Source organism: Neorhizobium galegae (assembly GCF_021391675.1).
GTDB lineage: Bacteria > Pseudomonadota > Alphaproteobacteria > Rhizobiales > Rhizobiaceae > Neorhizobium > Neorhizobium galegae_B.
In genome coordinates, this window is record NZ_CP090095.1 from 4113909 (window position 1) to 4139642 (window position 25734).

Consider the following 25734-nt stretch of genomic DNA (forward strand, 5'->3'; position numbering starts at 1 on the left):
TCGTGTAGGCAACGCCTGTCCAAGAGGAAGCCTTTCATGCTGCTGGTGCGTTCGGTTCTTTTCAATACCGCCTTCTACACAAACCTGATCGTCCGCATGATCGTGCTGAGCCCGATCTATTTCCTGATGCCGCGCAAGGCGGCCTACCGCATCCCCAAAGCCTGGGCCGCCTCCTGCAACTGGCTGATGGCAAAGATCGTCGGCGCCACCTTCGAGATCGAGGGGCTGGAAAACGTGCCCGAGGGTGGTTGCATCTTCGCCCCCAAGCATCAATCCGCCTGGGATACCGTCGCGCTCCTGCCCTGGCAGCGGGACCCGGTCTATATCCTCAAGCGCGAGCTGATGTGGATCCCGCTGTTCGGCTGGTACGCCGCCAAACAGAAGATGATCCCGGTCAACCGCGGCGCCCGCGGCAAGGTCATGGTCGACGTCATGAACCGGACGAAGGAGGAGATGGCCAACAACCGCCAGCTCATCATCTACCCGGAAGGCACGCGCCGGCCGCCGGGGGCCGAGCCGCAATACCGCTACGGCATCGCCCGCATCTATCGCGACGTCGAGGTACCCGTCGTGCCGATCGTCGCCCATTGGGGCCTGTTCTGGGGCCGCCGCAAGCTCATCAAATATCCCGGCCATTTCAAGGTCCGCATCCTGCCGCCGATCGCACCGGGCATGGATCCGGATGCTTTTTACGCCCTTCTGGTCGAAACGCTGGAACGGGAAAGCGACAAGCTGCTGGTCGAGACCGTGGCTGCCAATCCGCACCTGCCCCTGCCGCCCTCGGCGGTCAAACGGCTTGCGGAGCTGAAGGCTCAGACGGCGGCCTGAGCTCGGGCGGCCACCGCCGCGCCGACGCCTTCCAGCCAGTGATCGCGAATGCCCATTTCCTTCAGATGCGCCAGCGTGTTGAACAGGTAGGTATCGTTCGGGCCCGACTGGCCGACGGAAACACGGACGATTTCCGCCGCCTGCTCGATCTCCAGAGCGCCGGCATATTGGACATGGTTGCGATCGACGATATAGCCGACCGCCTTGACCTGCCGCCTGTCGCCGAGGGAGACGGGAAGAATCTTTTCCAGATAGACATTCGTGACGAGTTCGCGGCGGCGCAGATAATCGAGCACGTCCTCCCGGTTCTCCCCGCTCACCTGGAAGGCAACGCCGCGGCATGAGCCGCCGCGGTCGAGTCCGAGGACCAGGCCCGGATGATCCGGGGTGCCGCGATGCACGTGAGACCAGACGCAGAGGGAGCGGCGGAAGCCGAAGGCACGTGCGGTCAGTCTTTCCTCAAACGCAAAACCCGGGTTCCACATCAGGGACCCGTAGCCAAACACCCAAAATTCGTCCATATCCCGCGCCACACCATTCCAATCGAAGCGACCCGCCCCAACTTCCCAGCACCATTGGAGAACATCATGGCAGCGTCAAGCCGAACTGGCGTCAGCGGAAAATTATGGCTCCTCGCCTCCGGGGTGGTGCTGGTGATCGCCCTTTATACGGCCGGCTGGTTCTATGGCGCCTCGGTGCTGAAGGAGCGGACGCTGAGCCTGCTCGGCAGCCAGGAAAAGCGCGGCATCTCGGCCGAATGCACTGACGCGGACTATCGCGGCTACCCGTTCCGGATCGGCCTGTTCTGCTCGAAAGTATCGGTCGACGACCGCGCCAACGGCATTTCCGCAATGTTCGGATCCCTGCGGTCCGCAGCCCAGGTCTACAATCCCGGCCATATCGTCTGGGAACTCGATTCGCCGGTCGAAATCCGCACCGGTCACGGACTTTCGGTCTCGACCACCTGGGAAAATTTCCAGTCGAGCCTGACCACCCGGTTTCGCGGGGTGGAGCGCACCTCCACCGTGATCGAGAACGCCAGGACGAACATCCTGTCGTCGGCCACGGGCCAGGCTTTCAACATCAGCGCCGGACACACCGAAATCCATTTGCGCCAGAACGGTCCCGACCTCGACGCGGCCCTGACGCTGCAAAACACCGACATGGTGATGAAGGATCTGCCGCAGCTTCTGCCGCGGTTCACGGCCAATCTCGACCTGACCCTGACCGGCCGCGCCGGCATGATCGACGGAACCGATCCGAACGGAACCGCTCTCTACGGCACGCAGGGCCAGATGCGCAGTATTTCGGCCGATCTCGGTGATGGCAAGCTGATCACCGTTTCCGGTCCCTTTTCCTTCGACGAGCAGGGTTATCTGTCGGGCAAGCTGAAGCTCCGGATCGAGCAGATCGATGCGTGGCGCGACAGCCTGAGCCAGGCTTTTCCGCAGATCGCCCCGACGCTGAAGACCGCCGCCAACATGCTGTCCGCACTCGGCCGCGGCAAGAGCGCGTCGCTGGACCTCACCATCAACCGCGGCAAGGTTTTCGCCGGCGGCTTCATCCAGATCGGCGAAATCCCGCCGATCTGACCGGGATCATTTCTTCGGATCGAGCGCGTGACGGCCGAAATCCGGCGCGTCGACATCCTGGCCGGCCTGGACGATCGAGCGGCGGATGGCGCGGGTGCGGGTGAAGAGTTCGAACAGCTTGTCGCCCTCGCCCCAGCGGATTGCCCGCTGCAGGTAGGCGAGGTCTTCCGAAAACCGTGCCAGCATTTCCAGGATCGCATCCTTGTTGTGCAGGCACACGTCCCGCCACATGGTCGGGTCGGACGCCGCAAGGCGGGTGAAATCGCGAAAACCGGAGGCGGAATATTTGATGACTTCCGCGTCGGTCACCGTCTCCAGATCGTCCGCGGTGCCGACGATGTTGTAGGCGATGATATGCGGCAGGTGGGAGACGATCGCCAGAACCTTGTCATGGTGTTGCGGATCCATCTCGTCGATCCGCGAACCGAGCGCCATCCAGAAGGACTTCAGCGTGTCGAGGGCCGCCTGATCCGTATCCGGCAGCGGCGTGAAGATGCACCAGCGATCCCGGAACAGGCCGACAAACCCGGCATCCGGACCGGATTTTTCGGTGCCCGCAAGCGGGTGGCCCGGAATGAAATGCACGCCTTCCGGCATATGCGGCGCCATCTGCGCGATGACGGAGGCCTTGGTGGAACCGACGTCGGTGACAATCGCGCCGGGCTTCAGGCTGCCGGCGATCTGCTTTGCAACCGCTTCCGATGCGCCGACCGGTACCGAGACGATGACCAGATCGGCATCCTTCACCGCGTCCGCGGCTGAGGAAACGTAATGCGTGCCGAGCGCCAGCTCTTCGGCGCGTTTCAGGGTTTCGGCGCTGCGGCTGGAAATCACCACCTCGCCGGCTAGGCCCAGTTCCTTGACGTCCCGTGCGATCGACGAGCCGATCAGGCCGATGCCGATCAACGCGATCCGGTCGAAAAGCGGCGTGCTCATGCGCTTCTGCCCATGAATTCGCCGAGCGTCTCGATGACGCCGCGATTGGCCTCCTCCGAGCCGATCGTCATGCGCAACGCGTTCGGGAATCCGTAGCCTTTGACGGCGCGAAGGATATAACCGCGGCTGGTGAGAAACGCATCCGCTTCCGGCGCCCGTTTGCCGTCGACATCCGGGAAATGGATGAGCACGAAATTGGCGACCGACGGCGTCACCTTGAGGCCGATCGCCTCCAGCGCATGGGTGAGCTTGCTCTGCCAGAGATTGTTGTGCTCGACGGCCTTTTCGACGAAGGCCTGATCACGGATCGCGGCTGCACCTGCGGCAATCGCCGGAGCGTTCATGTTGAACGGGCCACGCACCCGGTTCAGCGCATCGAGAATGCCGGCCGGGCCGTACATCCAGCCGATGCGCAGCGCCGCAAGGCCGTAGACCTTGGAGAAGGTGCGGGTCATCACGACGTTCTTGTTGGAGGATACCAGTTCGAGGCCGGCTTCGTAGTCGTTCTTGCGCACATATTCCGCGTAAGCCGCATCGAGCACCAGGATGACGCTTTTCGGCAGGCCGGCATGCAGGCGGCGGATATCGGCGACCGGGACATAGGTGCCGGTCGGATTGCCCGGATTGGCGATGAACACTATCTTCGTCTTGTCGGTGACGGCAGCGAGGATCGCGTCGACATCGACGGTGCAATCCTTCTCCTTGACCTCGACGACCGTGGCGCCGGCGCCCATGATCTGGATCTTGTAGACGAGGAAGCCGTGCTCGGTGATGATGGCCTCGTCGCCGGCGCCGAGATAGACGTGGCAGAGCAGGCCGAGCAGCTCATCCGAGCCGTTGCCGCACATGATGTTCGCGATATTGAGGCCATGCACCGAGGCGATCGCCTCGCGCAGCGCTATCGCCTGGCCGTCCGGATAAAGTTCGAGATTGCCGGCAGCCTGTTTGAAAGCCTCGATCGCCTTCGGGCTGGCGCCGAGCGGCGTCTCGTTGGACGAAAGCTTGAAGACGCGCGCCACGCCCGGAGCATGTTCCTTGCCGGGCACATAGGCGGCGATATCCAGAATGCCGGGACGCGGAACGGGCTCACTCGTGACGATGCTCATCGGATCAACCTTTTCGGAAATGCCTGAAACGGCGGGTGATCTTGAGGCATTAAAGCCGAAAAAGGCCTTTGTCGAGGGGTGAGGAATGGTCGGCGCAGCCGACGAAACGATCCAGTGAATCGTTTCGAATGACGAACGCCCTGAGCCAAAGCGAAGGGCCGGAGAATGCAGTCAGATGAGGGACGACTCACCGCGTCCGCGTCGTCGGGACGCCCTGGGGCGCCAGCACCGGCACGAAGACGCGGCGCGACGCGCGCGCGGCGACCGGCAGGCCCTGGTAGAGGCGCTTCTGGGCCTCCACCACGATGACCCCGGAAAAGACCGGCCAGAAGCGCCGGCCTAAGCGCTCGAAGGCCTGGCGCAGCTTCAGCACGGCGCGAATCTTCGACGGCGGGAAGAACAGTGCCTCGGCGCTGGCGCCCGGCGTGAAATTGGTCTCGCGCAGCAGCGAGGTGAGCTGCCCGCGCGAATACGGCCGGCCGGAGCCGAACGGCGTGTGTTCCATGCGCGCCCAGACGCCGCGCCGGTTGGGCACGACGATGACCAACCGCCCGCCGGGCGCCAGCACCCGCCAGAGTTCCTTCAAGGTCTCCCGCGGGTTCTCGGCAAATTCCAGGGAATGCACCATCAGCACGCGGTCGATGGAAGAGTCCGGCAGCGGCAGCTCCTCGTCGAAGACGAGAGCGGTCGAGGAAAGCTCGCTGACCGGCCAGTTCACCGCCCCCTGCCCCGCCGGCATGAAGGCGAAGGTGCGTTCCGTATCGGCGCGGAAACGGTCGAGATAGGGCACCGCATAACCAAGACCCACCAGCCGCTCTTCCGGCAGCCTTGCCCAGAGCGAGGAGAGCGCGAACGTGATCGACTGCTCGGCAAGGTGGCCGAGGGGTGAGTGATAGAATTCACGGAGATCGACGATATCGGCGTGCATTTGTAATTTGGTACCAGACGGTGGTTGGACTTCAAGGGACCAGTCTCTACATTGTGACGCAAAACTCTTTCAGCAATGGGGTTATGTTATGAGACCACTGGAACTCGAAGTTTTTTCATGCCGCAGCGATAATTACGGCGTTCTCGTGCACGATCCGGAAAGCGGTCTGACGGCCTCGATCGATGCGCCGGAGGAAAAGCCGATCCTCGAAGCGGCGGCCAGCCGCGGCTGGAAGATCACCCACATCTTCACCACCCATCACCACGGCGACCATGTCGAAGCCAACCTGGCGCTCAAGGAAAAGTTCGGGCTGGAGATCATCGGCCCGTTCAACGAAGCGGTGGCGATCCCCGGTCTCGACAGGACCATGGCGGATGGTGACGAGTTCCAGTTCGGCGATCATCTCGTCTGCGTCCTCGAGACGCCGGGCCACACCGCCGGCCATATCTGCTACCATTTCCCCGACGACAAGATCCTGTTCGCGGCAGATACGCTGTTTGCGCTCGGCTGCGGCCGGCTACTCGAACGCCCGGCGGCCGACATGTGGCATTCGCTGCAGAAGCTCGCCGTTCTGCCGGACGAGACGGCCGTCTATTTCGGTCACGAATATACGCTTTCGAATGCGAAGTTCGCACTGAGCGTCGATCCGGACAACGAGCGTCTGCAGGCGCGCGCGAGTGAGATCGAGGCCCAGCGCGCGGCCGGCCGGTTCACCATTCCGACGACGATCGGGCTGGAGAAAGAGACCAATCCCTTCCTGCGCGCATCAGACCCCGCCATCCGCCGCAACCTCCTGATGGAGAGCAAATCCAACGAGGAAGTGTTTGCCGAAATCCGCAAGCGCAAGGACAATTTCTGAATGACGCCGGAGCAGATCATTGCCACGCTCGGAATGCAGCGGCATCCGGAGGGTGGCTGGTATGTCGAGACATTCCGGGACGCCGAAGGCGGCACACGCGGCCATTCGACGGCGATTTACTACCTGCTGGAGGCGGGCGAACGCTCCCACTGGCATCGGGTTCGCGACGCGGCGGAGACCTGGCATTTCTATGCCGGCGATCCGCTGCTGCTGCGGATTTCCAACGGCGAGACGGTCGAAGAGGTGAGGCTGGGAACAGACCTTGCCACGGGAGAACGGCCGCAGGCCGTGGTCCCGGCCGACGCCTGGCAGGCAGCGGAACCGCTTGGCCGCTTCACGCTGGTGGGCTGCACGGTCGCGCCGGGCTTTCAGTTTTCGAGCTTCGAGATGGCGCCGCCCGGCTGGGAACCTAGGCCGACGGAGGCCCGGCAATCGCCAATGTAAAGATCAGCTGTGCCGCGAAGTAAGTGCCCCACACGAACGGCTTCAGCCTCGCCATCACAGGCGCATCCGGCTTGACCAGGAATTTCTGGATCGCCAGTGCGGTGTCGGACATGACGAACAGCGCAGCACCGGCCGCCGGCAGGATCGGCTTCACCGCCAGCGCCGAAAGCGCCATGGCGACGATCGCGATCCCATAGGCGGCGACGGGGATGGCAAGCGTCCGGCAGGCCGCCACAGCATGAACAACGTCATGCCCGTCAGCACCACGAAGATCCACGCGGCCGTGTAACGCCAGGCGGAGGTGAAAAGCAGGCTCGGTTCTATCGATGGCCAGAACAGCGCCGCATAGGCAATATGCGAAGCGAGGAAGGCTGCGAGCCCGGCGACGAAGGCTGGCTCTCCCTCGTAGGCGAGGCAGGCGTCTCCGACTGCACCGAGCGCCAGCGCTGCGACCAACAGCGCCGGGGCGCCGGAGAGACCGGCATAGAGCACAAGCAGCAAGACCGGTAAGGTCTTCAGCACCGCGCGAAGATGGCCTGCGGGCTTTTTTAGCCAGCGGAAATAATGGATCGCAAGCGCGATCGAGGCGGCAAGCACCGCCCATAACAACAGATACATCTCTTCCCCCACGTTCCCGACCCTTTCAGGAACGCCTATTCGGCCACGGCTTCCGCAATCGGCTTCGGCCGGAACATATCCCGCGCCGCCAGCACCGCCCCTCCGGTGATCAGCAGGCAGGCAAGCAGAATGCGCCAATCCGGCTCGGCAAAGCCCGATGCGACCAGGATCAGCGTCGACAGCAGCGGCGCCGCATAACTGGCCGCGCCGATGATCTGGATATCGCCGTTCTTGACACCGTAGTCCCAGGCATAAAAGGCCGCGCCGACCGGCAGCAGGCCAAGCCCGACGACCGCCGCCCACTCGCCGCCATCGGCCGGCCAGACGGTCGTCTCGAGCGCCAGATGGCAGATCAGCGAGAGCAGCGAGGTACCGAGGCAGAAACCGGTGACGACATCGGTCGAAACCCGGTCGAAGCGCCGTGTCAGCAGCGAATAACCGGACCAGGTGAAGGCGCAGAGAAAGGCGGCACCATAACCCACAAGATAGGCGTCGTCGAAGGCAAGTCCGTTGCGCGACACGATGGCGATCGTGCCGCAGAGCCCGGCGACAGCACCAGCCACGTGATACCAGCGCAGCTTCTCGCCCGGCAGCAGGGCCGAGCCGACGACGATGAACAGCGGCCAGAGATAGGCGATCAGCCCAGCCTCGACCGCCGGCGCATTCCGGAGCGCGGTGAAATAGAGAAAATGATAGCCGAACAGGCCGCCGATCCCGGTGATCCACACCTTCGCGGGCTGTCTCAGGAGGGCGATCCGTTCCGGTTTGACGATGAACAGGACGATGCCCGGCAGGCTGCCGATCGCGAAAGTGATCGCATTCATCTGGAAGGGCGGCACTTTTCCGGATGCAGCCGTCATCAGGGCCAGCAACGACCACATCAGGATCGCCGTAAAACCGATCAACGTCCCCCGGATTTTCAACCCTGCCCCCTTGGGCGCCCGAACGGGCGCTTTAGTCAGTCGCCATATTTGACGGCCGTCACGTAAACCTGCCCCATCCTGGTCGGGATGACGGCATAGACCGGAGCATATACATTTACCGACTGCGCCTTGGCAAACCAGATTTCCATCGGCGTCTTGCGCAGGTATTCGATATCGCTGCGCCCGCGCTTGAAGCCCGATCTCGGAAGGTAGCGGATCGAACAGACGATCGCCTCACCCTTGAAACCATCGGTCGAGAACGGCCTGGTGCCCTTCGGCGTCAGCACCAGGTCCATGCGCGACTCACCGTCATAGATCGGCAGCCGGCTGGGGCAGACCTTGGCGTCGCCCGGGAAGATGAGGCCGCTCAACGGGTCCAGTACGGCACGCAGGTCCTTTTCGGTCACCGGAATCCAGGTCTCCGGATTGCGGGTCGGCTCGGGCTTGACCGTCGTCCCGGTGACATTGCCGTTGCGGTATTCGACATCATAGATGCGCGTGCGCTTTCCGGCGCTGTAGACGAGGTTGTAGCGATCGGCCTGCAGCTTGTCGGCCTGCATGCGCCCGCTGACGCTGGTCTCGGCGGAGATGCGGCTGATGATGTTGACGATCCCGGCCGATTTGAACGTCCCGGTGATCTTGTAGTCGCTGCTGTTGAATTCGCTGGCAAAAGACGCCTTGGCGATCGGCAGGATCCCGAGCGAGATATCGTATTCGCTGACATGCCGGATTTCCGCCGAGCCGAGGGGATTGGCCGTGAACCCGAAGACAAGCACGAAGGCACTGACGAAACTGCCACGAAGGTTCATGATTTTGCCCTGACCAATGAGGACGCCGAAAAGCGTCTTCCCGCAGACATATAGACGGTGCATCATGGCAAGAAAATAGCGGCTTCACGGCACTGGCGGCGGATTCTCTTAGGGTGAGGTCAAGGTTTTGGCTTGACGCGACGAGCCCCACTGACTATAGAACCGCAACTTTCCACTCAGGACCAGTTGGATCGGCGCACCGGCATTGTCCGGAAGTACCATCCGATTGCAGAAGAACAAAGGTGTATCCATGTCTCGTGTGTGCGAACTGACCGGCAAGGGCGTTCAGACCGGCAACAACGTAAGCCACGCCAACAACAAGACCCGCCGTCGGTTCCTGCCGAACCTGTGCCAGGTCACGTTGATCTCCGACGCTCTCGGCCAGCGTTATCGCCTGCGCGTCTCGGCACACGCTCTGCGCTCCGTCGAACATCGTGGCGGCCTCGATGCTTTCCTGTTGAAGTCCGACGAGACCGAACTGTCGATGCGCGCTCGCCTGCTGCGCCGCCAGATCGTCAAGAAGACCGCCGAAGTCGCTGCTGCGGCTTAATCGGCCTGACGACAAATCATCCGGCTTTGAACAAGGCTTGAACGGGTAATACCGGCCAGGCCTTTTCTCTTGGCCTTCATAACTCCAACTGGTGGCATCACCCAGGATAAAAAAATGCTGAGCTCACGCTATACTTTCATCTATGCCCTGCTGATGGCGGCCGTCGTTGTCGCCTCCAATTTCCTGGTGCAGTTCCCGGTCATCGGCACGTTCTGGGGCATCGCCCTCGGCGATCTTCTGACCTGGGGCGCCTTTATCTATCCCTTTGCCTTCCTGGTGACCGATCTCGCCAACCGGCAGTTCGGGCCTTCGATTGCCCGACGCGTCGTTCTCGCAGGCTTCGTCGTCGGCGTGACGCTGTCGTTCCTGGCCTCCTCCCCGCGCATCGCCGTCGCCTCGGGCGCCGCCTATCTGGTCGGCCAGCTTCTCGACATCTCCGTGTTCAATCGGCTCCGCCGCCAGACCTGGTGGCGCGCGCCGCTCGCCGGCTCCCTGCTCGGTTCGGCACTCGACACGCTGCTGTTCTTCTCGCTCGCCTTCGCCCCGCTCTTCGCCTTCATCGGCCCGAACGAAGACTTCGCGATCCAATCCGCACCGATCCTCGGCGCCCTTGCCACCGAGGCCCCGCGCTGGATCTCCTGGGCGCTCGGCGACCTCGTGGTCAAGATCCTGGTCGGCGTCGTGCTGCTGCTGCCCTATGGCGCGCTGATGAACGTACTGAAGCCGATGCCGCAGGTCGCTCCGGCCCGCTGAGCCGCAGGCGCAGACATTCCGCTTGGGGCATCACTGCGTCAGGCGGAATTCCAGCATCACGTTCCGCTGCAGCAGATTGCCGTTGTCATCCGAAATCAGGATCAGATGCGGCTTGCCCTCCGGCCCGGTGATCACGTCGAGCCCTTCCATGTTGTCGATCGCATAGCCCATGTCGGCTTCGAGGAGCACCTCCCCATCCACCGCAGCGCCGGGACGGATGCTGTCGCCACGGATCAGGCGAATGCGCATGCCGAGGCCGCCGAGGAAGCTGAAGCGGCGTTCGAGCAGCAGGAAATCGCCGTTCGGCAGGAAGGCCCCATCGGTTGCGTCGAAGGGATCATGCCGCACCACCGTGAACACGCCCTTGAGCGGCCCCTCCAGGATCGCGGCGAAAAGGTTCCCCTGATCATCGAGGCTATGCTCGGTGACCACGATGGGCGCCCCCTTGAGCGAACTGGCTTGAGGCGAGACCGCCACCGTCTCCATGCCCGCATTCATCCGGAACTCGTGGCGGGGAATGGGTAGATCGAGGCTCTTCAACGGTGCCGAAGTCTCGAACCCCGGATCGGGATAGGCATCGACCCGATGCAGCTGCTCGAAGCTGACGAGCGCCTGGCCGTCCCGCAGCGCCAGTCCTTCGGCATCCGAATTGTATTTCGAGCCGACCCGGCCGCCACGGATGAGGATCGGATTGACGGCGAGATCGGTGAGGTTGGCGAGACGCCCCTTGGCATCGCGCTGAATCCGGCCGGTCAGCCAGGAACCGGTATCGAGCACCGACACGAAACGTTCCCCATCGGGGCGAAAGCGGATGCTCGACAGCGACTGTAGCCGGCTATCGGACGACGAAAATTCGATGCCGCCGAGAAATTCGAGCGCGCCGAAGCGCGTTTCCGCCGAACCGAACTTGAATTCGGTGATGATGCGCGCCCGGACCGAAACATCGTCGGTCGCAGGCGCCACCGGGGAGGCGATGGCACCGAATAAGCCGGCCCAGACGACGAGGCGGGAAAGTTTCAAGCGGGCGGACCTCAGCTGGCCCGTCGCATGCGGCCCTGTCGCCCGCCATTTTCCGCAAACAGCTCGGCAAGCTGCTCGGTCATCGCGCCGGCAAGCTCGTCCGCATCGACGATCGTCACGGCCTTGCGGTAATAGCGCGTCACGTCGTGGCCGATACCGATCGCCAGCAGCTCCACCGGCGAGCGCGTCTCGATCTGTTCGATCACGGCGCGCAGGTGCCGTTCCAGATAATTGCCGGGATTGACCGACAGCGTCGAATCGTCGACCGGCGCGCCATCAGAGATCATCATCAGGATCTTGCGCTGCTCGCGGCGGGCGATCAGGCGGTTATGCGCCCACATCAGCGCCTCGCCGTCGATGTTTTCCTTGAGAAGGCCTTCGCGCATCATCAGGCCGAGATTGCGGCGTGAACGACGCCACGGCGCATCCGCGGACTTGTAGACGATATGGCGCAGGTCGTTGAGACGGCCGGGGGTCGGCGGCTTGCCGCTTGCCAGCCACTTTTCGCGTGCCTGCCCGCCCTTCCAGGCCTTGGTGGTGAAGCCGAGGATCTCGACCTTGACGCCGCAGCGCTCCAGCGTGCGGGCGAGGATGTCGGCGCAGGTGGCGGCGACCGTGATCGGCCGGCCGCGCATCGAGCCGGAATTGTCGATGACCAGCGTCACGACCGTATCGCGGAACTGCGTGTCCCGCTCCTTCTTGAAGGAGAGCGGCTGCATCGGGTCGATAATCAGGCGCACCAGGCGGGCCGGATCGAGATAACCCTCTTCCAGGTCGAAATCCCACGAGCGGTTCTGCTGCGCCATCAGGCGGCGCTGCAGACGGTTGGCAAGCCGGCCGACCGCGCCCTGGAGATGGGCAAGCTGCTTGTCGAGGAAGGCCCGCAGCCGGTCGAGCTCCGCTTCGTCGCAAAGCTCCTCGGCCGTAATTTCCTCGTCGAATTCCTGGGTGAAGATCTTGTAATCGACCTTCTCGTTGAAATCGTCGAACGGGCTGTTCGGCCGCCGGGTCTCGCCGGGGGTCTCGGAATGCTCGTCGCTGTCGTCCGACATGTCGTCGTCGGACATTTCCGCGCCGTCCATCTCGCCGTCGTCCATTTCCTCGTCGGAAGCGTCGCTCTGCTCGGCAGGTGCCGCGTCGGAGCCGGCTTCTTCCTCGACCTCGTCGTTCTCGGTCTCGTTACTGCGCGGCTGGTCTTCCTGATCCGGATTTTCCATCTCCTCCGGATCGGCATCCTCGTCGGCAAACTCCTCCGCCATCTGCATGGAGGTGAGCATGTGCCGCACCAGCTTGGCGAACGCCTGCTGGTCTTCGATGACGTTGCGGAGGTTGTCGAGATCGCCGGCCGCCTTGTCCTCGATGAACGGACGCCAGAGATCGAGCACCTTGCCGGCACTCGGCGGCGGCTTGATGCCGGTCAGCTTCTCGCGCACCAGCATGGCGACCGCTTCGCCGATCGGCGCGTCTTCCTGCCGTTCGACGCCGGAGAAATTCGCCTTCGAGTATTTTTCCGCATGCATCGAATTGAGGTTCGACGCCATGCCGGCCATGCGCAAGGCGCCGATCGACTCGACGCGTGCCTGCTCGACGGCATCGAAGACGACGCGTGCGTCGGCGCCCTGCGGCGACATGCTGGCATGCACGTTCGTATCGTGGCAGGCAATCCGCAACGCCATGGAATCGCCGAGCCCGCGGGTCACCGCGAGCTCGTGGGCCGTCGGCCGCTTGGAGATTTCCGGCAGGCGGATGCGTTCGCCGGCAAGGCCCGGACGCTCGTTGGCGAACGTGACCTCGACTTCCGCGTCGCCGGCGATGGAGCGCACGCAGCCGGTAATCGCACGCCGCAACGGTTCCGTATCCACGGGACCGCCGGATTTGGCTTTCGAATTGTCTCCGCGACCTGCCATGATCTCGTCTCCGCTTACGCTCCGAGAACGATGTTGGCGGCACTTTCCTTCAGCTCGACGCCGAAGGCTCGCTGGTACTGTTCGGCGACCAGCGTGCGTTCAAGTTCATCGCACTTGTTGAGGAAGGTGATGCGGAAGGCGAATGCGATGTCACCGAAAATCTCGGCGTTTTCGGCCCAGGTGATGACGGTACGCGGGCTCATGACGGTCGAGAGATCGCCGTTGATGAAGGCCGAACGGGTGAGATCGGCGACACGCACCATCTTCGACACCGTTTCACGGCCCTCGGCCGTACGACCGAAAGACTTGACCTTGGCGGCGACGATATCGACTTCCTTCTGGTGCGGCAGATAGTTCAGCGTCGTCACGATCGACCAGCGGTCCATCTGCGCCTGGTTGATCTGCTGCGTGCCGTGATAAAGGCCGGTCGTATCGCCGAGACCGACCGTATTGGCGGTCGCGAAGATGCGGAATGCCGGGTGAGGACGGATGACGCGGCTCTGGTCGAGCAGGGTCAGGCGGCCGGAGGATTCCAGGACGCGCTGGATGACGAACATGACGTCCGGGCGACCGGCATCGTATTCGTCGAAGACGAGCGCGACATTGTGCTGGTAGGCCCAGGGCAGGATGCCGTCCTTGAATTCGGTGACCTGCTTGCCGTCCTTCAGCACGATCGCGTCCTTGCCGACGAGATCGATGCGGCTGACATGGCTATCGAGGTTGATACGCACGCACGGCCAGTTAAGGCGGGCTGCGACCTGCTCGATATGGGTGGACTTGCCGGTGCCGTGGAAGCCGGACACCATGACGCGTCGGTTATGCGCAAAGCCTGCGAGAATGGCGAGCGTCGTGTCGCGGTCGAAAAGATAGTCCGGATCGAGATCCGGAACGTAGGGGTCGCCGCTACTATATGCCGGAACCCTGATATCGCTGTCGATGCCGAAGACTTCCCTGACCGAAACGGTGGTATCGGGAAGGTTTGAAATATCTAGATCAATCTTACTCATCGTCTCTCCAAGGCGCGAGCCGCCGCCCGGCCGTCATCCTCACTGCCATAATTTTTACGGCTTAGCAGAAACCCGCCTGCTTCAACAACTGATATGCTTGAATGACGGCACGAAAACGTTCTTCCGAACCGCGGTCGCCGCCATTCGCATCCGGATGATGTTTCTTGACCAGTTCCTTGTAGCGGGTCTTGATCTCCGCAGCCGACGCATTGGCCGCCAACTCCATCGTATCGAAGGCTTTGGCTTCCAATGTCTTCAGCTTTCGCCCCTGCGTCTGGAAACGGGGGCCGGCCGCCCGCGCACTCGACACGAAGCCGAACGGATCCCTGAAGCGCTGCTGGGTGCCGGCAGCGCCGGCAGCACCTGAGCGCGCCGTGGAATGAAGCGGCGCATCCTTGGCGGCCTTGTTGACGCCGACGGTCCAGGTCGGCCGATGGCCGGTGATCGCCTCTTTCTGGTACCGGGCGATCTCGCCGTCCGACAGGCCGGAGAAATAATTATAGCCCTTGTTGTATTCCCGGACGTGCTCGAAGCAGAACAGAAAGAACTGGCCTTCCGCGTTGCGGCCCACGGGCGCGCGATGGGCACCCGGCTTGTCGCACCCGTCCCACTGGCAGGTGGGCGCTTCAGGCACAGCTTCCTGCTGCCTGTTCTTGCGCGTCCGGATGCGGTCGAAATATTTGGAATCTAATTTCATAAGGCCCTCATTATGGGGCGACGAACAGGGCGCGGCAAGAATTGACAAAGTCCTTTCTTACTGGTTTGTGGGATGCCCCTTTTGCGTCGCAACGGAGACCGAAATGTCCGTCAAATCCCGGATCGAAATCACGCTCACCGACAATCTCGAACCGGAACGGCTGGTCGTCATCGATGAAAGCCATCAGCACGCCGGCCATCAGCCCGACATCACCGGAACCGGCGAGACCCATATGCGGGTCCGCATCGTTTCGAAAAAGTTTTCCGGAATGAGCCGGCTCGACCGGCATCGGACGGTGAATGCGCTGCTGAAGCCGGAACTCGACGCCGGCCTCCACGCGCTGGCGGTGGAAGCCTCGGCACCGGGTGAGCCGACGCGCTGGTGACGGAACTTAGATAGGGATGACCGAGCAAGAGGCCAAGGTACGGGCATCATTCCTTGTGAGACATCGCTTTGGCCGACCTGCCACTACTTCCCAATAACTGGCGGGAGACGCTGGCCCTGGAAATTCTCTCCGTGCAGAATTCAGCTTTGCACAAGCCATGGCTGATAACAAACGCCGAGTTATCGTCAACTTTCGGGAGTGGATAAATTGGTCTCGTCGATAGCATCCTATGCAACCGGTCTGGACTATTCCAGAAATCTACGTGCTCAGTCGGGAAGCACATTTCAAGCGCGTGAAGATGCCGCGAAAAGGGTCCAAGCAGCCGTTGCAAATGGCGCACCGACGAAAGAAATCGAAGCCCTCGTCATACAAGCCGGATCAATCCGCTACAGCGAAGAGGAGTTGGTTGCTGACGAGCAGCGGATCAATGCGCGAGAGGACCTCAAGGCAAGGCTGCGCGCCGGCATTGCTGACCCGGAAGAGGAGTTCAAGGCAAAGGCTTTCCTGGTCACGCCCGACTCATGGCCAGATGAGCAGAGGCTAGACGCTGCCCGCCAAATTGACGCCGCAGGATATCTTGACAGCCAAATCCAGAATAGGCTCGCTGAGCCCCGCCTCCATACAAGGCGGGAGCTTCAAGAAAAACGGGATCCTTCCAGATATGCTGGTATTGAGGTGAAACGCTTGCCACCTGTCGTTGGGTTTCAGCCGACAGAAGCGATGAAGGCGGAAGTCGCTGCAATTCATGCAAATGCAGCGCGCGCTGCAGCGGAATTGAGCGCCCAAAGGCAGGCCAACCCCGGACTCTATGCCGACAATCTCGAAAACAATTCGATGAATGAGACCAACGTCGCCACAATCCCAGCCAAAGACCTCGACGACAAGATTGAGTACATCACACATCTGATTGAAAGCGGAGAATCGGAAAAATACTCGTTTAGTGCTGGCAATGGTGACCAAACCACCACCTCAATCCACCAGTTTCTATATTGGCTGCAACAGCGCGCCACAGACATGGAGAACGGCGGGACCTATTTGCCGGCGATGTTTAACAACCCAAGCGCTTAGCATTTGCGGCTATGACAGGGATGGCAAATAGGCATCGAAAGCCGACAGTTTCAGCTTTAGACTGAAACGCTTTCGTTTCGCGAAAGATTACTCCGCCGGCAGCGTCACATCTTCCGCAGGCCGGATCCTTAGCCGCGTGATGCGGTTCTTCTCCCGCTTCATGACAGTGAAACGCTTACCGTAAAAAGTAAACGCCTGCCGTTCTTCCGGGATCAGCTTCGATTCGTGGATGACGAGGCCGGCGATCGTGGTTGCTTCGGCGTCCGGCAGGCTCCAGTCCAGCGCGCGGTTCAGATCGCGGATCGGCACGGAACCGTCGACGACGATCGATCCGTCCGCTTCCTGGCGCACGCCCTGGATCTCGATATCGTGCTCGTCGGCAATGTCGCCGACAATCTCCTCCAGGATGTCTTCCAGCGTGACGATGCCCTGCACCTCGCCATATTCGTCGACGACGACCGCAAAATGCCCCTTGCGGCGCAGGAAGGCGCTGAGCTGGTCCTTGAGGCTGGTGCTGTCGGGCACGAACCAGGGCTTCTGGGCGATCTTGACGATATCCAGGTTTTCGGGCTCGACATTCGGCTCGGCGAGCGCCCGGAGCAGGTCCTTGGCATGGACGACGCCGATGATGTTCTCAGTCGAATTGCGCCAGAGCGGCATGCGCGTATAGGGGCTTTCGAGCACGGTGCGGACCGCCACTTCCGGCGGATCGTCGGCATTGACAGCCCGCATCACCGTGCGATGCCGCATCACGTCGGAGACTTCGAGCTCCTCGAGTTCGAAGAGGCCGCTCAGCCGGTCGCGATCCTGCTTGTCGAAATTCCCCTCGCGATGAACGAGGTCGAGAGCGGCATGCAGATCGTCATGACTGGAAAGCGCCAGGGTCTGCTCGGAGAGGGAAGCGCCGAACGCGCGAAGAAGCCCGCGGATCACCGCGTTGACAGCACGCGACTTGAGGCCCTGTTTGGACGTCATTTCGGCCGCTTTTCCTCCAGGAAGCTCAAGACCTCGGACGGCGGAACGTCGTTGGCGACGAAGGACCGGCCGATGCCGTGGGTCAGGATGAAGGTGAGCTTGCCGCTCTGTACCTTCTTGTCCTGCGCAATCGCGTCCAGCAGCTTCTCCGTCGGCGGCAGCTTTCCGGGGATATCGCTCATCGACGTCGGCAGGCCGACGGCTTTCAGATGGGCCGTGACCCGCGCCGCGTCGTCCGGGCTTGCAAGGTTCATGCGGGCCGAGAACTGATGCGCGAGAACCATGCCGATCGCGACGCCTTCGCCATGGACGAGGCGGCTGCTGTCATATTCGGTCGCCGCTTCCAGCGCATGGCCGAACGTGTGGCCGAGATTGAGCAGCGCCCGTCGGCCGGTCTCGCGCTCGTCCTCGACCACCACGTCGGATTTCGCCTGGCAGCTGATCGCGATCGCCTCGATCCGCTCCGGGCCGCCGGCAAATACCTGTTTCCAGTTCTTTTCGAGCCAGGCGAAGAAATCCGGCTGGTCGATCAGTCCGTATTTCGCCACTTCCGCATAGCCGGCCCGGAATTCCCGCTCGGAGAGCGAATCGAGCGCTGCGGTGTCGGCGAGAACAAGGTCCGGCTGGTGGAAGACGCCGAGCAGGTTCTTGCCGTGGCGGGTGTTGATACCGGTCTTGCCGCCGACCGACGAATCGACCTGCGCCAGAAGCGAGGTCGGGATCTGCACGAAACGCACGCCGCGCCTGACGATGCCGGCCGCAAAGCCGGCCAAATCGCCGATCACGCCGCCGCCGAGTGCTATCACCGCGTCGTTGCGCTCGATACGGGCCGAGAGCACCATGTCGGTAACGGTCGCCAGGTGTTCGAAGCTCTTGGTCTTTTCGCCGGCCGGCAGCGTCAGCGAAACGGCTTCGATCCCGTCCGTCTGCAGGCTGTCCATCAGCGCTTCGAGATAAAGCGGCGCGACGTGTTCGTCGGTGACGATAGCCGCCTTGCGGCCCTTCAACCGCGCGGTGATCTCGCCGCCGGCACGCGTGATCAGGCCGGGGCCGATCAGGATGTCATAGGCCCGTTCGCCGAGCGGCACATGCACCAGGCGCTCCGGGGCACATTCCTCGGATCGGGAAGACATGTTCATTGCAATTCACCTTCGCTGGGCAATTCACTTTCACCGGACAGATTGGCCACTGCGGAAAGCACCTCGTTGACCATCACGTCCTTGCGGACATTTTCGGACAGTACCGTCACATCGGCCTCGGCATAGATCGGATAACGCTGGATCATCAGATTTTCGAGCGTCTGCCTGGGGTTCTCGGTCTTCAGCAAGGGCCGGTGGTCGCGTTTGTTCACCCGCTCCCACAAAACGTCGAGATCCGCCTTCAGCCAGATGGAAATGCCGCCGATCTTAATCTGGTGGCGGGTGTTCTCGTTGATGAAGGCACCGCCGCCGGTCGAAACCACGCGCGGGCCGCCCCTGAGCAGGCGCTCGATGACACGGGTCTCCAATGCCCGGAACTCCACCTCGCCGTAGGCGGCGAAGAGTTCGCTGATGGTCATGCGCGAAACCTTTTCGATCTCCGCATCGGTATCGATGAAGGGAATGGAAAGGGTCTGCGCCACCAGCCGGCCGATCGCCGATTTTCCGGCCCCCATCAGCCCGACGAAGATCAGGTTGCGCTTGCCGAGGACGGCGCGCGCCTTTTCGCTGAGTGGAGTTGCGACTTCTGTCATTGTCAGGTCCGTTTCGAAAAACGGTATCGACAAATGCGTCGGCAGCGTCAAGCCGTCGCAACCCTCAAAGAATACGGGGGATTGTTTGTTCTTGCCGATATGTAAACCTTTATCGATATATTGCGGCGCAACTCCGGGAGTCCTTTATGCCCACCCTTTTCCGTTTCCTCTTCGTGCTGGCGGCGATCGCAGGCATCGTTTATGGAAGCATGGTGGCTCTCGTCATGCTGGTGGATCCGCGCGAGCGCGACGTGACCGTGCGCATTCCTTCCGAGCGGTTGAACCAGGCACCGCCGCAACAATAACGGCAGGGAACATGGCCGACCTTTCCCGAGCTCATATCGAAGCCTTTCTCGAAATGATGAGCGCCGAACGGGGTGCCGCCGGCAATACGCTCGCATCCTACGAACGCGACCTCGAAGATCTGCAGTCCTTCCTCGCCGCCGGCAACGCTTCGGCCCTGACGGCGCAAAGCGCCAATCTCTCAGCCTATCTCGCCCATCTCGGCGCCCAAGGTTTTGCTGCCTCGTCCCAGGCGAGAAAACTGTCGGCCATGCGGCAGTTCTACAAATTCCTCTATGCCGAGGGCCTGCGCGGCGACGATCCCACCGCCGTCCTCGATGCACCGAAAAAAGGCCGCTCGCTGCCGAAGATCATGAGCGAGAACGACGTGACGCGGCTCCTGGACCTGGCCGCAAGGGAAGCCGCCGAACCCGGCCCGGATCAGCTTGCGCGGCTCAGAATGCTGGCGCTGCTCGAACTTCTCTACGCAACCGGCATGCGCGTCAGCGAACTCGTGTCGCTGCCGGTCAAGGTTCTCGATCAGGAAGGACGCTTTCTGATCATCCGCGGCAAGGGCAACAAGGAACGGCTGGTGCCGCTATCCCGGTCGGCGATCGCCGCCCTCGGACCCTATGGCCTGGCCCGCCAGGCCTCGCTCGCCAAGACAGGCGACAGTCCCTGGCTCTTCCCGTCCGCCGGCAAGGAGGGGTATTTACCGAGGCAGGTATTTGCCCGCGACCTCAAGGGTCTGGCGGCGCGCGCCGGACTTAGAGCCGCCGCAATCTCTCCCCATGTGATGCGCCATGCCTTCGCAAGCCACCTCCTCCAGAATGGGGCAGACCTTCGAGTTGTGCAGGAACTGCTCGGCCATTCCGACATTTCCACCACTCAAATCTACACGCATGTACTGGAAGAAAGGCTGCGAGAGCTGGTTCAAACACACCACCCTCTTGCAAAACAGGCCAAAAACCGGGATTAGAGGCCCCAAACACAAAATGGGAACTCCGTGTTCCTGAGATAAAACAACCGGAAACCGGCTCTCATGCAGACTTATCTCGATTTCGAAAAGCCCATCTCGGACCTCGAAGGCAAGATTCACGAGCTCAAAAAGCTCGCCTCCGAGGACGAAAGCATCGATACGTCCGAGGAAATCGGCAGGCTGGAGACCCGGGTCAGGGAAGCCACAAGGGAAATCTATTCCAAGCTTGGTGCCTGGGAGAAAACGCAGGTCGCGCGCCATCCGCAGCGACCGCATTTCCTCGATTATTCCGCCCATCTCTTCACCGATTTCACGCCGCTCGCCGGCGACCGCAATTTCGGCGAGGACGCCGCCATCCAGGCCGGCCTTGCCCGCTTCAACGGCATGGCCGTTGCCGTTATCGGCCAGGAAAAGGGCCATGACACCAAGACCCGCCTGAAGCACAATTTCGGCAGCCCGCGTCCGGAAGGCTATCGCAAGGCGATCCGGATCATGGAAATGGCCGATCGTTTCCACCTGCCCGTGATCACCCTCATCGACACCGCAGGCGCCTATCCCGGCGTCGGCGCCGAGGAACGCGGCCAGGCGGAGGCCATCGCCCGCTCGACCGAAATGTGCCTCGGCCTGAAAGTGCCGATGGTTTCGGTCGTGATCGGCGAAGGCGGCTCCGGCGGCGCGATCGCGATTGCCACCGGCAACCGCGTCTACATGCTCGAACATTCGATCTATTCGGTCATCTCGCCGGAAGGTGCGGCATCGATCCTCTGGCGCGATTCGACCCGCGCACGCGAAGCTGCGACCAACATGAAGATCACCGCCGAAGACCTGAAGGGCCTTGGCATCATCGACGACATCATTCCGGAGCCGGTCGGCGGCGCGCATCGCGAACCCGAGGCCGTCATCACCGCGACGGGCAAGGTCATCGCTTCGGCGCTGGAAGATCTCGGCAGGCTTTCGGGCGACGAAGTGCGGGCTGCGCGCCGGCAGAAATTCCTCGATATCGGCCGCAATCTCTGATCTTCGGGCCTCCGCCACGCCAATAGCCAAATTTGGCCATATTGCTGATAACATTGGGTGCCGGGCGGTTTTGCTGGACAGGCCGGCGCAAGCGGTTAAGAATATGTAAAGATTACCGCTTTATTCATAGAAGTCCTGTACCGAATTCTTTCGTCGTTCCAAGTCTATGTGGTCCGTACCGATGCGCCTGAAACACATCGCTTTTGCTCTCCTCGTGGCAACTGCCCTGACGGGCTGCAACGACACGCTCGATTCCGCGAGCATCGACCTGAAGAGCGTCAAGAACAAGGTCGAGCAGCCCCTGCCTTCGAGCATTCTCGCCGAGATGCAGAAGAAGAACATGCCGCGCACTTCGCCGATCATGATCCGCATCCTCAAGGAAGAGGGCAAGCTGGAAGTCTGGAAGGCCAGGGCCGACAACCGTTTCGAGGTGATCAAGAGCTACGACATCTGCGCCTGGTCCGGAAAGCTCGGCCCGAAGGTCAAGGAAGGCGACCGCCAGGCCCCGGAAGGTTTCTACAGCCTGACGCCGGCACACCTGAACCCGAATTCCAAATATTATCTCGCCATCAATACCGGCTTCCCGAACCGCTACGACGCCGCAAACGGCCGCAACGGTTCGAACCTGATGATCCATGGCGCCTGCTCGTCGTCCGGCTGCTATTCGATGACCGACGAACAGGTTCTGGAAATCTACGCTTTTGCGCGCGACGCCTTCAAGGGCGGCCAGACCTCCGTGCAGCTCCAGGCTCTCCCCTTCCGCATGACCGCGGAGAACATGGTGCGCCACCGCGACAGCCAGAACTTCGACTTCTGGAAGATGATCAAGGTCGGCTACGACAATTTCGAAGTCACCAAGCGTCCGCCGGAAGTCAATGTCTGCGAGAAGAAATACGTTTTCAACCAGCAGCTCTCCGGCAATGGCACGTTTGCTCCCGCCAGCGCCTGCCCGCCCATGTCGACGCCTCCCGCGCTCGTTTCGGCGCTGACCTCCTACGAAAAGACCTATCAGGTCGCCTACGAGAAGGCCTTGGAGAAATTCGACGGCAAGGTCTGGTATGAACCGACCGAAGCCGAACGCAAGGCCGTGGTCGCCGACAAGCGCAAGGGCCGCGATATCGCCTATGCGCCGACGGGAACCTCGCTCGAAGCCGGCAAGCTGCTGAGCCAGTCGGAATTCCAAGAGATGATGGAAAAGCGGATGGCCTCCCAGAACAAGCCGGCCAATACCGTGCTCGCCTCCGCAGCCCCCGTCACGTTTCGGGCCGGCTCCGCCGCCGACCGCATGAAGCAGGACCGCCTGCCGGCCGCCGCAACGGCCGCTCCCGTCGCACAGAGCACTGGTACGGTCCCGACCATCGCCACGGCCCAGGGTACGACCACCACGGTTCCGATCCCAGCCCAGAACCCGCTCGCTTATGCGGCACCGCCGATCACCGAAGAAAAGAAGAAGCCGTTCTGGAAGTTCTGGAGCCAGGAATGAGCTTTGAGACCGCAGGCCTCTACGATCTGAGAGGCCTGAAGTGTCCGCTGCCCGTCCTGAAGACGCGCCGCCGGCTGAAAGGCATGGAGAGCGGCACGGAGCTTGTGATCGAAACCACCGATCCTCTCGCCGGCATCGACATCCCGCATTTCTGCAATCAGGAAGGCCACGAACTGGTCCGCTCGGAAAAGACCGAGACGGGACACCGGTTTCTGATCCGCAAGGGTTGAGCCGAGTTCCCCGATTAGCCCCTCATCCGCCTGCCGGCACCTTCTCCCCGCACGCGGGGCGAAGGACGTATGCCGCACCGACATTGCCTCAATCACCAACCGCGAATGGGGCACGTCCCCTCTCCCCGTCCTTACGGGGAGAGGGTTAGGGGCAAATCCTTGAGAGTCACATCCGAAGGCCGGGAACGGCGAGGGGATTGTCTTCCAGCGCCGCACGGTCCGGCCGGTCGACGCGGGGCTCGCCCGTAAACGCCGCGAAAAGATCCGTGACGAAGGCTTCCTCCAACCCTTGAGTGATCAGCACCATGCGGGTGCGCCGGTCGGAGCCGTCGGGCCATTTCGGCAGGCGCTGCGGCGGGTGGAAGACGCTCTGCACCCCATGCAGCACCAGCGGCCGATCCGGGTTGTCGGAGAGCGCCACGATCGCCTTCATCCTGAGCAGCTTCTCGCCGTGGGCCGAGCGCAGCAGGTCGATGAACATCTCGATCGCCATCGGATCGATCGGCTTGTCGTGGATGATCGAGAAGGAGCGGATGTCGTCGCCGTGACGGTTCACGTCGTGATGATGGTGGTGGTGCCCATGATGGCCATGTCCGTGGTGCTCATGGCCATGGTGATGATCATCGTGGTGGTCGTGACCATGATCGTGATGATGATGCTCTTCGGTGTCATTCGCCAGCTCATCGTGCAGCCAGCGGTCCACGTCGGCGATCTTCGTCGCGGGGTCGTAGAGGCCGTTCACCAGAATGGCAGCGGTGCCGGCCTCCTCGCTGTCTCCATCGATGACCAGCGCCCGCGGATTGAGCGCGGCGAGCCGGCTTTTCAGCGCCGCCAGCTGGGACGCATCCGCCATCGAAAGCTTCGAGATGATCAGCCGGTCGGCCACCGCCACCTGCTTCACGGCCTCCTGATGACGGTCGAGCGTCGAAACGCCGTTCACCGCATCGACCACGGTGATGACGCCGTCGAGCTCGAAATTCTGCGCGATGACCGGATTGCCCATCACCGACTGCATGACCGGCGCCGGGTCCGCAAGGCCCGTGGTTTCGATCACGATGCGGCGGATCGGCCTCAGCCGGCCCGTCTGGATGCCGTCCATGATCGAAGCGAGCGAATCCACCAGCTCGCCGCGCACCGTGCAGCAGAGGCAGCCATTGGCGATCTCCACCAGCGCATCGCCGGAAGCCTCGACCAGGAAATTGTCGATCCCGACCTCGCCGAACTCGTTGATGATCACGGCCGTATCACTGGTGCCGGGATCCTTGAGGATACGGTTCAGCAGGGTCGATTTTCCTGCGCCGAGAAAGCCGGTGAGGATGGAAACCGGAATCCGGCTGCGAGGAGAAGACATGACCTGTTCTCGTTCAGAATGTCGGGCGCGGCTGCGGGATCGGCACGTTGGCGATCTCGTTCTTGCCCTTGGTTGAGGCGATCTGCTCGCTGCCGGGAATAAGGCCGGCGAAGCTGTAGACCGGCGGGCGGTCCATCTCGTGGATATAGGGCGAATGCTGGACAGTGCGGCCGGCATCGTCACGGGTTTCGCTGCGCACCTTGGCCGCCTGCGGATTGCAGATCGTGGCGCTGACGTCGTTGACCTCGGCCATGTCTCCATAAGGCTGCAGCGATGTCAGCGGCACGCCCTGGTTCCACGGCGAGGTCAGTCCCTGCTGCAGAAGGTTGGCCGTGTCGTCGGCGCGGCCGGCAAGGCTGTCGGAGCCCAGCACCACGGAGATCACCGTGCGGCCGTCGCGCGTCGCCGAACCGACCTGATTGAAGCCGGAGGCGCAGATGAAGCCGGTCTTCATCCCGTCGGCGCCATCGAAACGGCCAATCAGCGTATTGAAGTTCGGATATTGCTTGGCGCCGGTATCGATGCCCTCGAGCGAAAAATAGCTCTGGTATTCCGGAAAATCCTGCTTGAGGCGCAGCGTCAGCAACGCAAGATCGCGCGCCGTCGAATACTGGCCCTTGCCGGGCAGACCGTGGGGATTGATATAGCGCGTCGAGGTCATGCCGAGCGACTGGGCCTGACTGTTCATCATCGCCACGAATTGGTCGAGCGAGCCGCCGACTGTCTCGGCGACCGCGACCGCCACGTCGTTGGCCGACTTGACGAGCAGGATTTTCAAGGCGCTGTCCATGGTGAGCTTGGAGCCCGGCTTGAAATACATCTTGCTCGCCGGCTGATCGGTCGCCTTCCTGCTCATGACGACAGGCGTATCGAGCGTAAGCCTGCCGGACTTCAACGCCTTGAAGGTCACGTATGCGGTCATCAGCTTGGTCAGCGAAGCCGGATACCACTTCAGGAACGCGTCCTCATGGGCGATCACCTTGCCGGTCCTGGCGTCGATCACCATCTTGGGATTGGCGGCGGCGCTTCCTGCGGATACGAAAAGCCCAATGGCCGTAACAGCAGAAATCAGCCGGGTTGCGGACACGGATCGGAGGCTTGAAGTCGGCAAGGGTGTCCCTCGTTGTTGCGGCTTTAACGAGTGTGGCGCATATGCGGCCTATGTGGCCAAGCAATGGCAAAGAAGATTGATTACGTCAATCATGACAGGCACACTCCGGGCGGGAGGACTTGTCATAACCGCGTGACCAGCCAG

27 protein-coding genes and 2 pseudogenes are annotated in these 25734 nt (G+C 62.1%); 13 read left to right on the forward strand and 16 right to left on the reverse strand.

The window, feature by feature from the left end; translation table 11 throughout:
• The first annotated feature begins 36 nt into the window (after positions 1–36).
• Positions 37–828, forward strand: a complete 792-nt coding sequence (locus LZK81_RS20185) for a lysophospholipid acyltransferase family protein (protein ID WP_233954427.1) — start codon at positions 37–39, stop codon at positions 826–828.
• Here LZK81_RS20185 and LZK81_RS20190 read toward each other — a convergent pair.
• Entirely contained in the window at positions 813–1361 is a 549-nt protein-coding gene (locus LZK81_RS20190; protein WP_233954428.1) for a gamma-glutamylcyclotransferase, read from the reverse strand. The genes LZK81_RS20185 and LZK81_RS20190 overlap by 16 nt on opposite strands.
• Positions 1362–1415: 54 nt before the next feature.
• Here LZK81_RS20190 and LZK81_RS20195 point away from each other — a divergent pair, with 54 nt between their 5' ends.
• Positions 1416–2420 (forward strand): DUF2125 domain-containing protein, encoded by a 1005-nt coding sequence (locus tag LZK81_RS20195; protein WP_233954429.1) that lies wholly within the window; start codon positions 1416–1418, stop codon positions 2418–2420.
• A gap of 6 nt (positions 2421–2426) precedes the next feature.
• On the opposite strand, the gene LZK81_RS20200 is transcribed toward LZK81_RS20195, so the two are convergent.
• The 3 genes from LZK81_RS20200 to LZK81_RS20210 form a co-directional block, all read right to left on the reverse strand.
• Positions 2427–3356, reverse strand: a complete 930-nt coding sequence (locus LZK81_RS20200; RefSeq protein ID WP_046626774.1) for a prephenate/arogenate dehydrogenase family protein — start codon at positions 3354–3356, stop codon at positions 2427–2429.
• Entirely contained in the window at positions 3353–4462 is a 1110-nt protein-coding gene (hisC, locus tag LZK81_RS20205; protein ID WP_233954430.1) for a histidinol-phosphate transaminase, read from the reverse strand. The genes LZK81_RS20200 and hisC overlap by 4 nt, the downstream gene beginning before the upstream one ends.
• 187 nt (positions 4463–4649) lie before the next feature.
• The gene (locus LZK81_RS20210) at positions 4650–5390 is read right to left on the reverse strand and encodes a class I SAM-dependent methyltransferase (RefSeq protein ID WP_046605310.1); all 741 of its coding nucleotides are present in this window, start codon (positions 5388–5390) and stop codon (positions 4650–4652) included.
• Positions 5391–5478: 88 nt separating this feature from the next.
• Between LZK81_RS20210 and gloB the strand changes: the two genes are divergently transcribed.
• Positions 5479–6249 (forward strand): hydroxyacylglutathione hydrolase, encoded by a 771-nt coding sequence (gene gloB / locus LZK81_RS20215; protein ID WP_233954431.1) that lies wholly within the window; start codon positions 5479–5481, stop codon positions 6247–6249.
• Positions 6250–6693, forward strand: coding sequence for a cupin domain-containing protein (locus LZK81_RS20220; protein WP_233954432.1), 444 nt, complete (start codon positions 6250–6252; stop codon positions 6691–6693).
• Here the strand turns inward: LZK81_RS20220 and LZK81_RS20230 are convergent.
• The 3 genes and pseudogenes from LZK81_RS20230 to LZK81_RS20240 form a co-directional block, all read right to left on the reverse strand.
• A pseudogene (locus tag LZK81_RS20230) lies at positions 6659–7311 on the reverse strand (lysoplasmalogenase family protein). The gene LZK81_RS20220 and the pseudogene LZK81_RS20230 sit on opposite strands and share 35 nt — an antisense overlap.
• 35 nt (positions 7312–7346) lie before the next feature.
• Entirely contained in the window at positions 7347–8234 is an 888-nt protein-coding gene (locus LZK81_RS20235; RefSeq protein WP_233954435.1) for a DMT family transporter, read from the reverse strand.
• Positions 8235–8269: 35 nt separating this feature from the next.
• Positions 8270–9043: a DUF3108 domain-containing protein gene (locus LZK81_RS20240; protein ID WP_046605401.1), complete on the reverse strand. Its 774-nt coding sequence runs from the start codon at positions 9041–9043 to the stop codon at positions 8270–8272.
• Positions 9044–9293: 250 nt separating this feature from the next.
• Here LZK81_RS20240 and rpmB point away from each other — a divergent pair, with 250 nt between their 5' ends.
• Together rpmB and LZK81_RS20250 are read left to right on the forward strand one after the other, a co-directional pair.
• Entirely contained in the window at positions 9294–9593 is a 300-nt protein-coding gene (rpmB, locus tag LZK81_RS20245) for a 50S ribosomal protein L28 (RefSeq protein WP_037081685.1), read from the forward strand.
• Between the two features lie 114 nt (positions 9594–9707).
• Positions 9708–10346: a queuosine precursor transporter gene (locus LZK81_RS20250; RefSeq protein ID WP_233954436.1), complete on the forward strand. Its 639-nt coding sequence runs from the start codon at positions 9708–9710 to the stop codon at positions 10344–10346.
• 30 nt (positions 10347–10376) lie between these two features.
• Here LZK81_RS20250 and LZK81_RS20255 read toward each other — a convergent pair whose 3' ends face one another.
• The 4 genes from LZK81_RS20255 to LZK81_RS20270 form a co-directional block, all read right to left on the reverse strand.
• Positions 10377–11366: an esterase-like activity of phytase family protein gene (locus LZK81_RS20255; RefSeq protein WP_233954437.1), complete on the reverse strand. Its 990-nt coding sequence runs from the start codon at positions 11364–11366 to the stop codon at positions 10377–10379.
• A gap of 11 nt (positions 11367–11377) precedes the next feature.
• Positions 11378–13273: a cobaltochelatase subunit CobT gene (gene cobT, locus LZK81_RS20260; protein WP_233954438.1), complete on the reverse strand. Its 1896-nt coding sequence runs from the start codon at positions 13271–13273 to the stop codon at positions 11378–11380.
• A 14-nt stretch (positions 13274–13287) separates the two neighbouring features.
• Positions 13288–14280, reverse strand: a complete 993-nt coding sequence (cobS, locus tag LZK81_RS20265) for a cobaltochelatase subunit CobS (protein ID WP_038546380.1) — start codon at positions 14278–14280, stop codon at positions 13288–13290.
• Between the two features lie 61 nt (positions 14281–14341).
• The gene (locus tag LZK81_RS20270; protein ID WP_233954439.1) at positions 14342–14977 is read right to left on the reverse strand and encodes a J domain-containing protein; all 636 of its coding nucleotides are present in this window, start codon (positions 14975–14977) and stop codon (positions 14342–14344) included.
• A gap of 103 nt (positions 14978–15080) precedes the next feature.
• On the opposite strand from LZK81_RS20270, the gene LZK81_RS20275 reads away from it, so the two are divergent.
• On the forward strand, positions 15081–15362 hold the full coding sequence (locus LZK81_RS20275) for a BolA family protein (RefSeq protein ID WP_007753730.1): 282 nt from the start codon (positions 15081–15083) through the stop codon (positions 15360–15362).
• A gap of 207 nt (positions 15363–15569) precedes the next feature.
• Entirely contained in the window at positions 15570–16430 is an 861-nt protein-coding gene (locus LZK81_RS20280; RefSeq protein WP_233954440.1) for a hypothetical protein, read from the forward strand.
• 87 nt (positions 16431–16517) lie between these two features.
• On the opposite strand, the pseudogene LZK81_RS20285 reads toward LZK81_RS20280, so the two are convergent.
• The 3 genes and pseudogenes from LZK81_RS20285 to LZK81_RS20295 form a co-directional block, all read right to left on the reverse strand.
• Positions 16518–17390: pseudogene (locus tag LZK81_RS20285) on the reverse strand (HlyC/CorC family transporter); the annotation flags it as partial.
• Between the two features lie 11 nt (positions 17391–17401).
• Positions 17402–18544 (reverse strand): 3-dehydroquinate synthase, encoded by a 1143-nt coding sequence (gene aroB / locus LZK81_RS20290; RefSeq protein WP_233954441.1) that lies wholly within the window; start codon positions 18542–18544, stop codon positions 17402–17404.
• Positions 18541–19137 carry a shikimate kinase gene (locus LZK81_RS20295; protein WP_046605399.1) on the reverse strand — a complete coding sequence of 199 codons (597 nt, stop codon included), beginning with the start codon at positions 19135–19137 and terminating at the stop codon, positions 18541–18543. The genes aroB and LZK81_RS20295 overlap by 4 nt, the downstream gene beginning before the upstream one ends.
• A gap of 146 nt (positions 19138–19283) precedes the next feature.
• Here LZK81_RS20295 and LZK81_RS20300 point away from each other — a divergent pair, with 146 nt between their 5' ends.
• From LZK81_RS20300 to LZK81_RS20320, 5 genes are all read left to right on the forward strand, one after another.
• Entirely contained in the window at positions 19284–19442 is a 159-nt protein-coding gene (locus tag LZK81_RS20300; protein ID WP_233954442.1) for a hypothetical protein, read from the forward strand.
• An 11-nt stretch (positions 19443–19453) separates the two neighbouring features.
• A complete protein-coding gene (xerD, locus tag LZK81_RS20305; RefSeq protein ID WP_233954443.1) occupies positions 19454–20398 on the forward strand; it encodes a site-specific tyrosine recombinase XerD in 945 nt (314 codons plus the stop codon).
• A gap of 63 nt (positions 20399–20461) precedes the next feature.
• On the forward strand, positions 20462–21415 hold the full coding sequence (locus tag LZK81_RS20310) for an acetyl-CoA carboxylase carboxyltransferase subunit alpha (RefSeq protein ID WP_046605298.1): 954 nt from the start codon (positions 20462–20464) through the stop codon (positions 21413–21415).
• A 181-nt stretch (positions 21416–21596) separates the two neighbouring features.
• A complete protein-coding gene (locus tag LZK81_RS20315; RefSeq protein WP_233954444.1) occupies positions 21597–22898 on the forward strand; it encodes a L,D-transpeptidase family protein in 1302 nt (433 codons plus the stop codon).
• Complete coding sequence (locus LZK81_RS20320) at positions 22895–23128, forward strand: sulfurtransferase TusA family protein (protein ID WP_046610645.1); 234 nt, start codon at positions 22895–22897, stop codon at positions 23126–23128. Before LZK81_RS20315 ends, LZK81_RS20320 begins: the two co-directional genes overlap by 4 nt.
• A 166-nt stretch (positions 23129–23294) precedes the next feature.
• On the opposite strand, the gene LZK81_RS20325 is transcribed toward LZK81_RS20320, so the two are convergent.
• A complete protein-coding gene (locus LZK81_RS20325) occupies positions 23295–24479 on the reverse strand; it encodes a CobW family GTP-binding protein (protein ID WP_233954445.1) in 1185 nt (394 codons plus the stop codon).
• Positions 24480–24492: 13 nt separating this feature from the next.
• Positions 24493–25590, reverse strand: coding sequence for a D-alanyl-D-alanine carboxypeptidase family protein (locus LZK81_RS20330; RefSeq protein ID WP_233954446.1), 1098 nt, complete (start codon positions 25588–25590; stop codon positions 24493–24495).
• Positions 25591–25734: the final 144 nt, after the last annotated feature.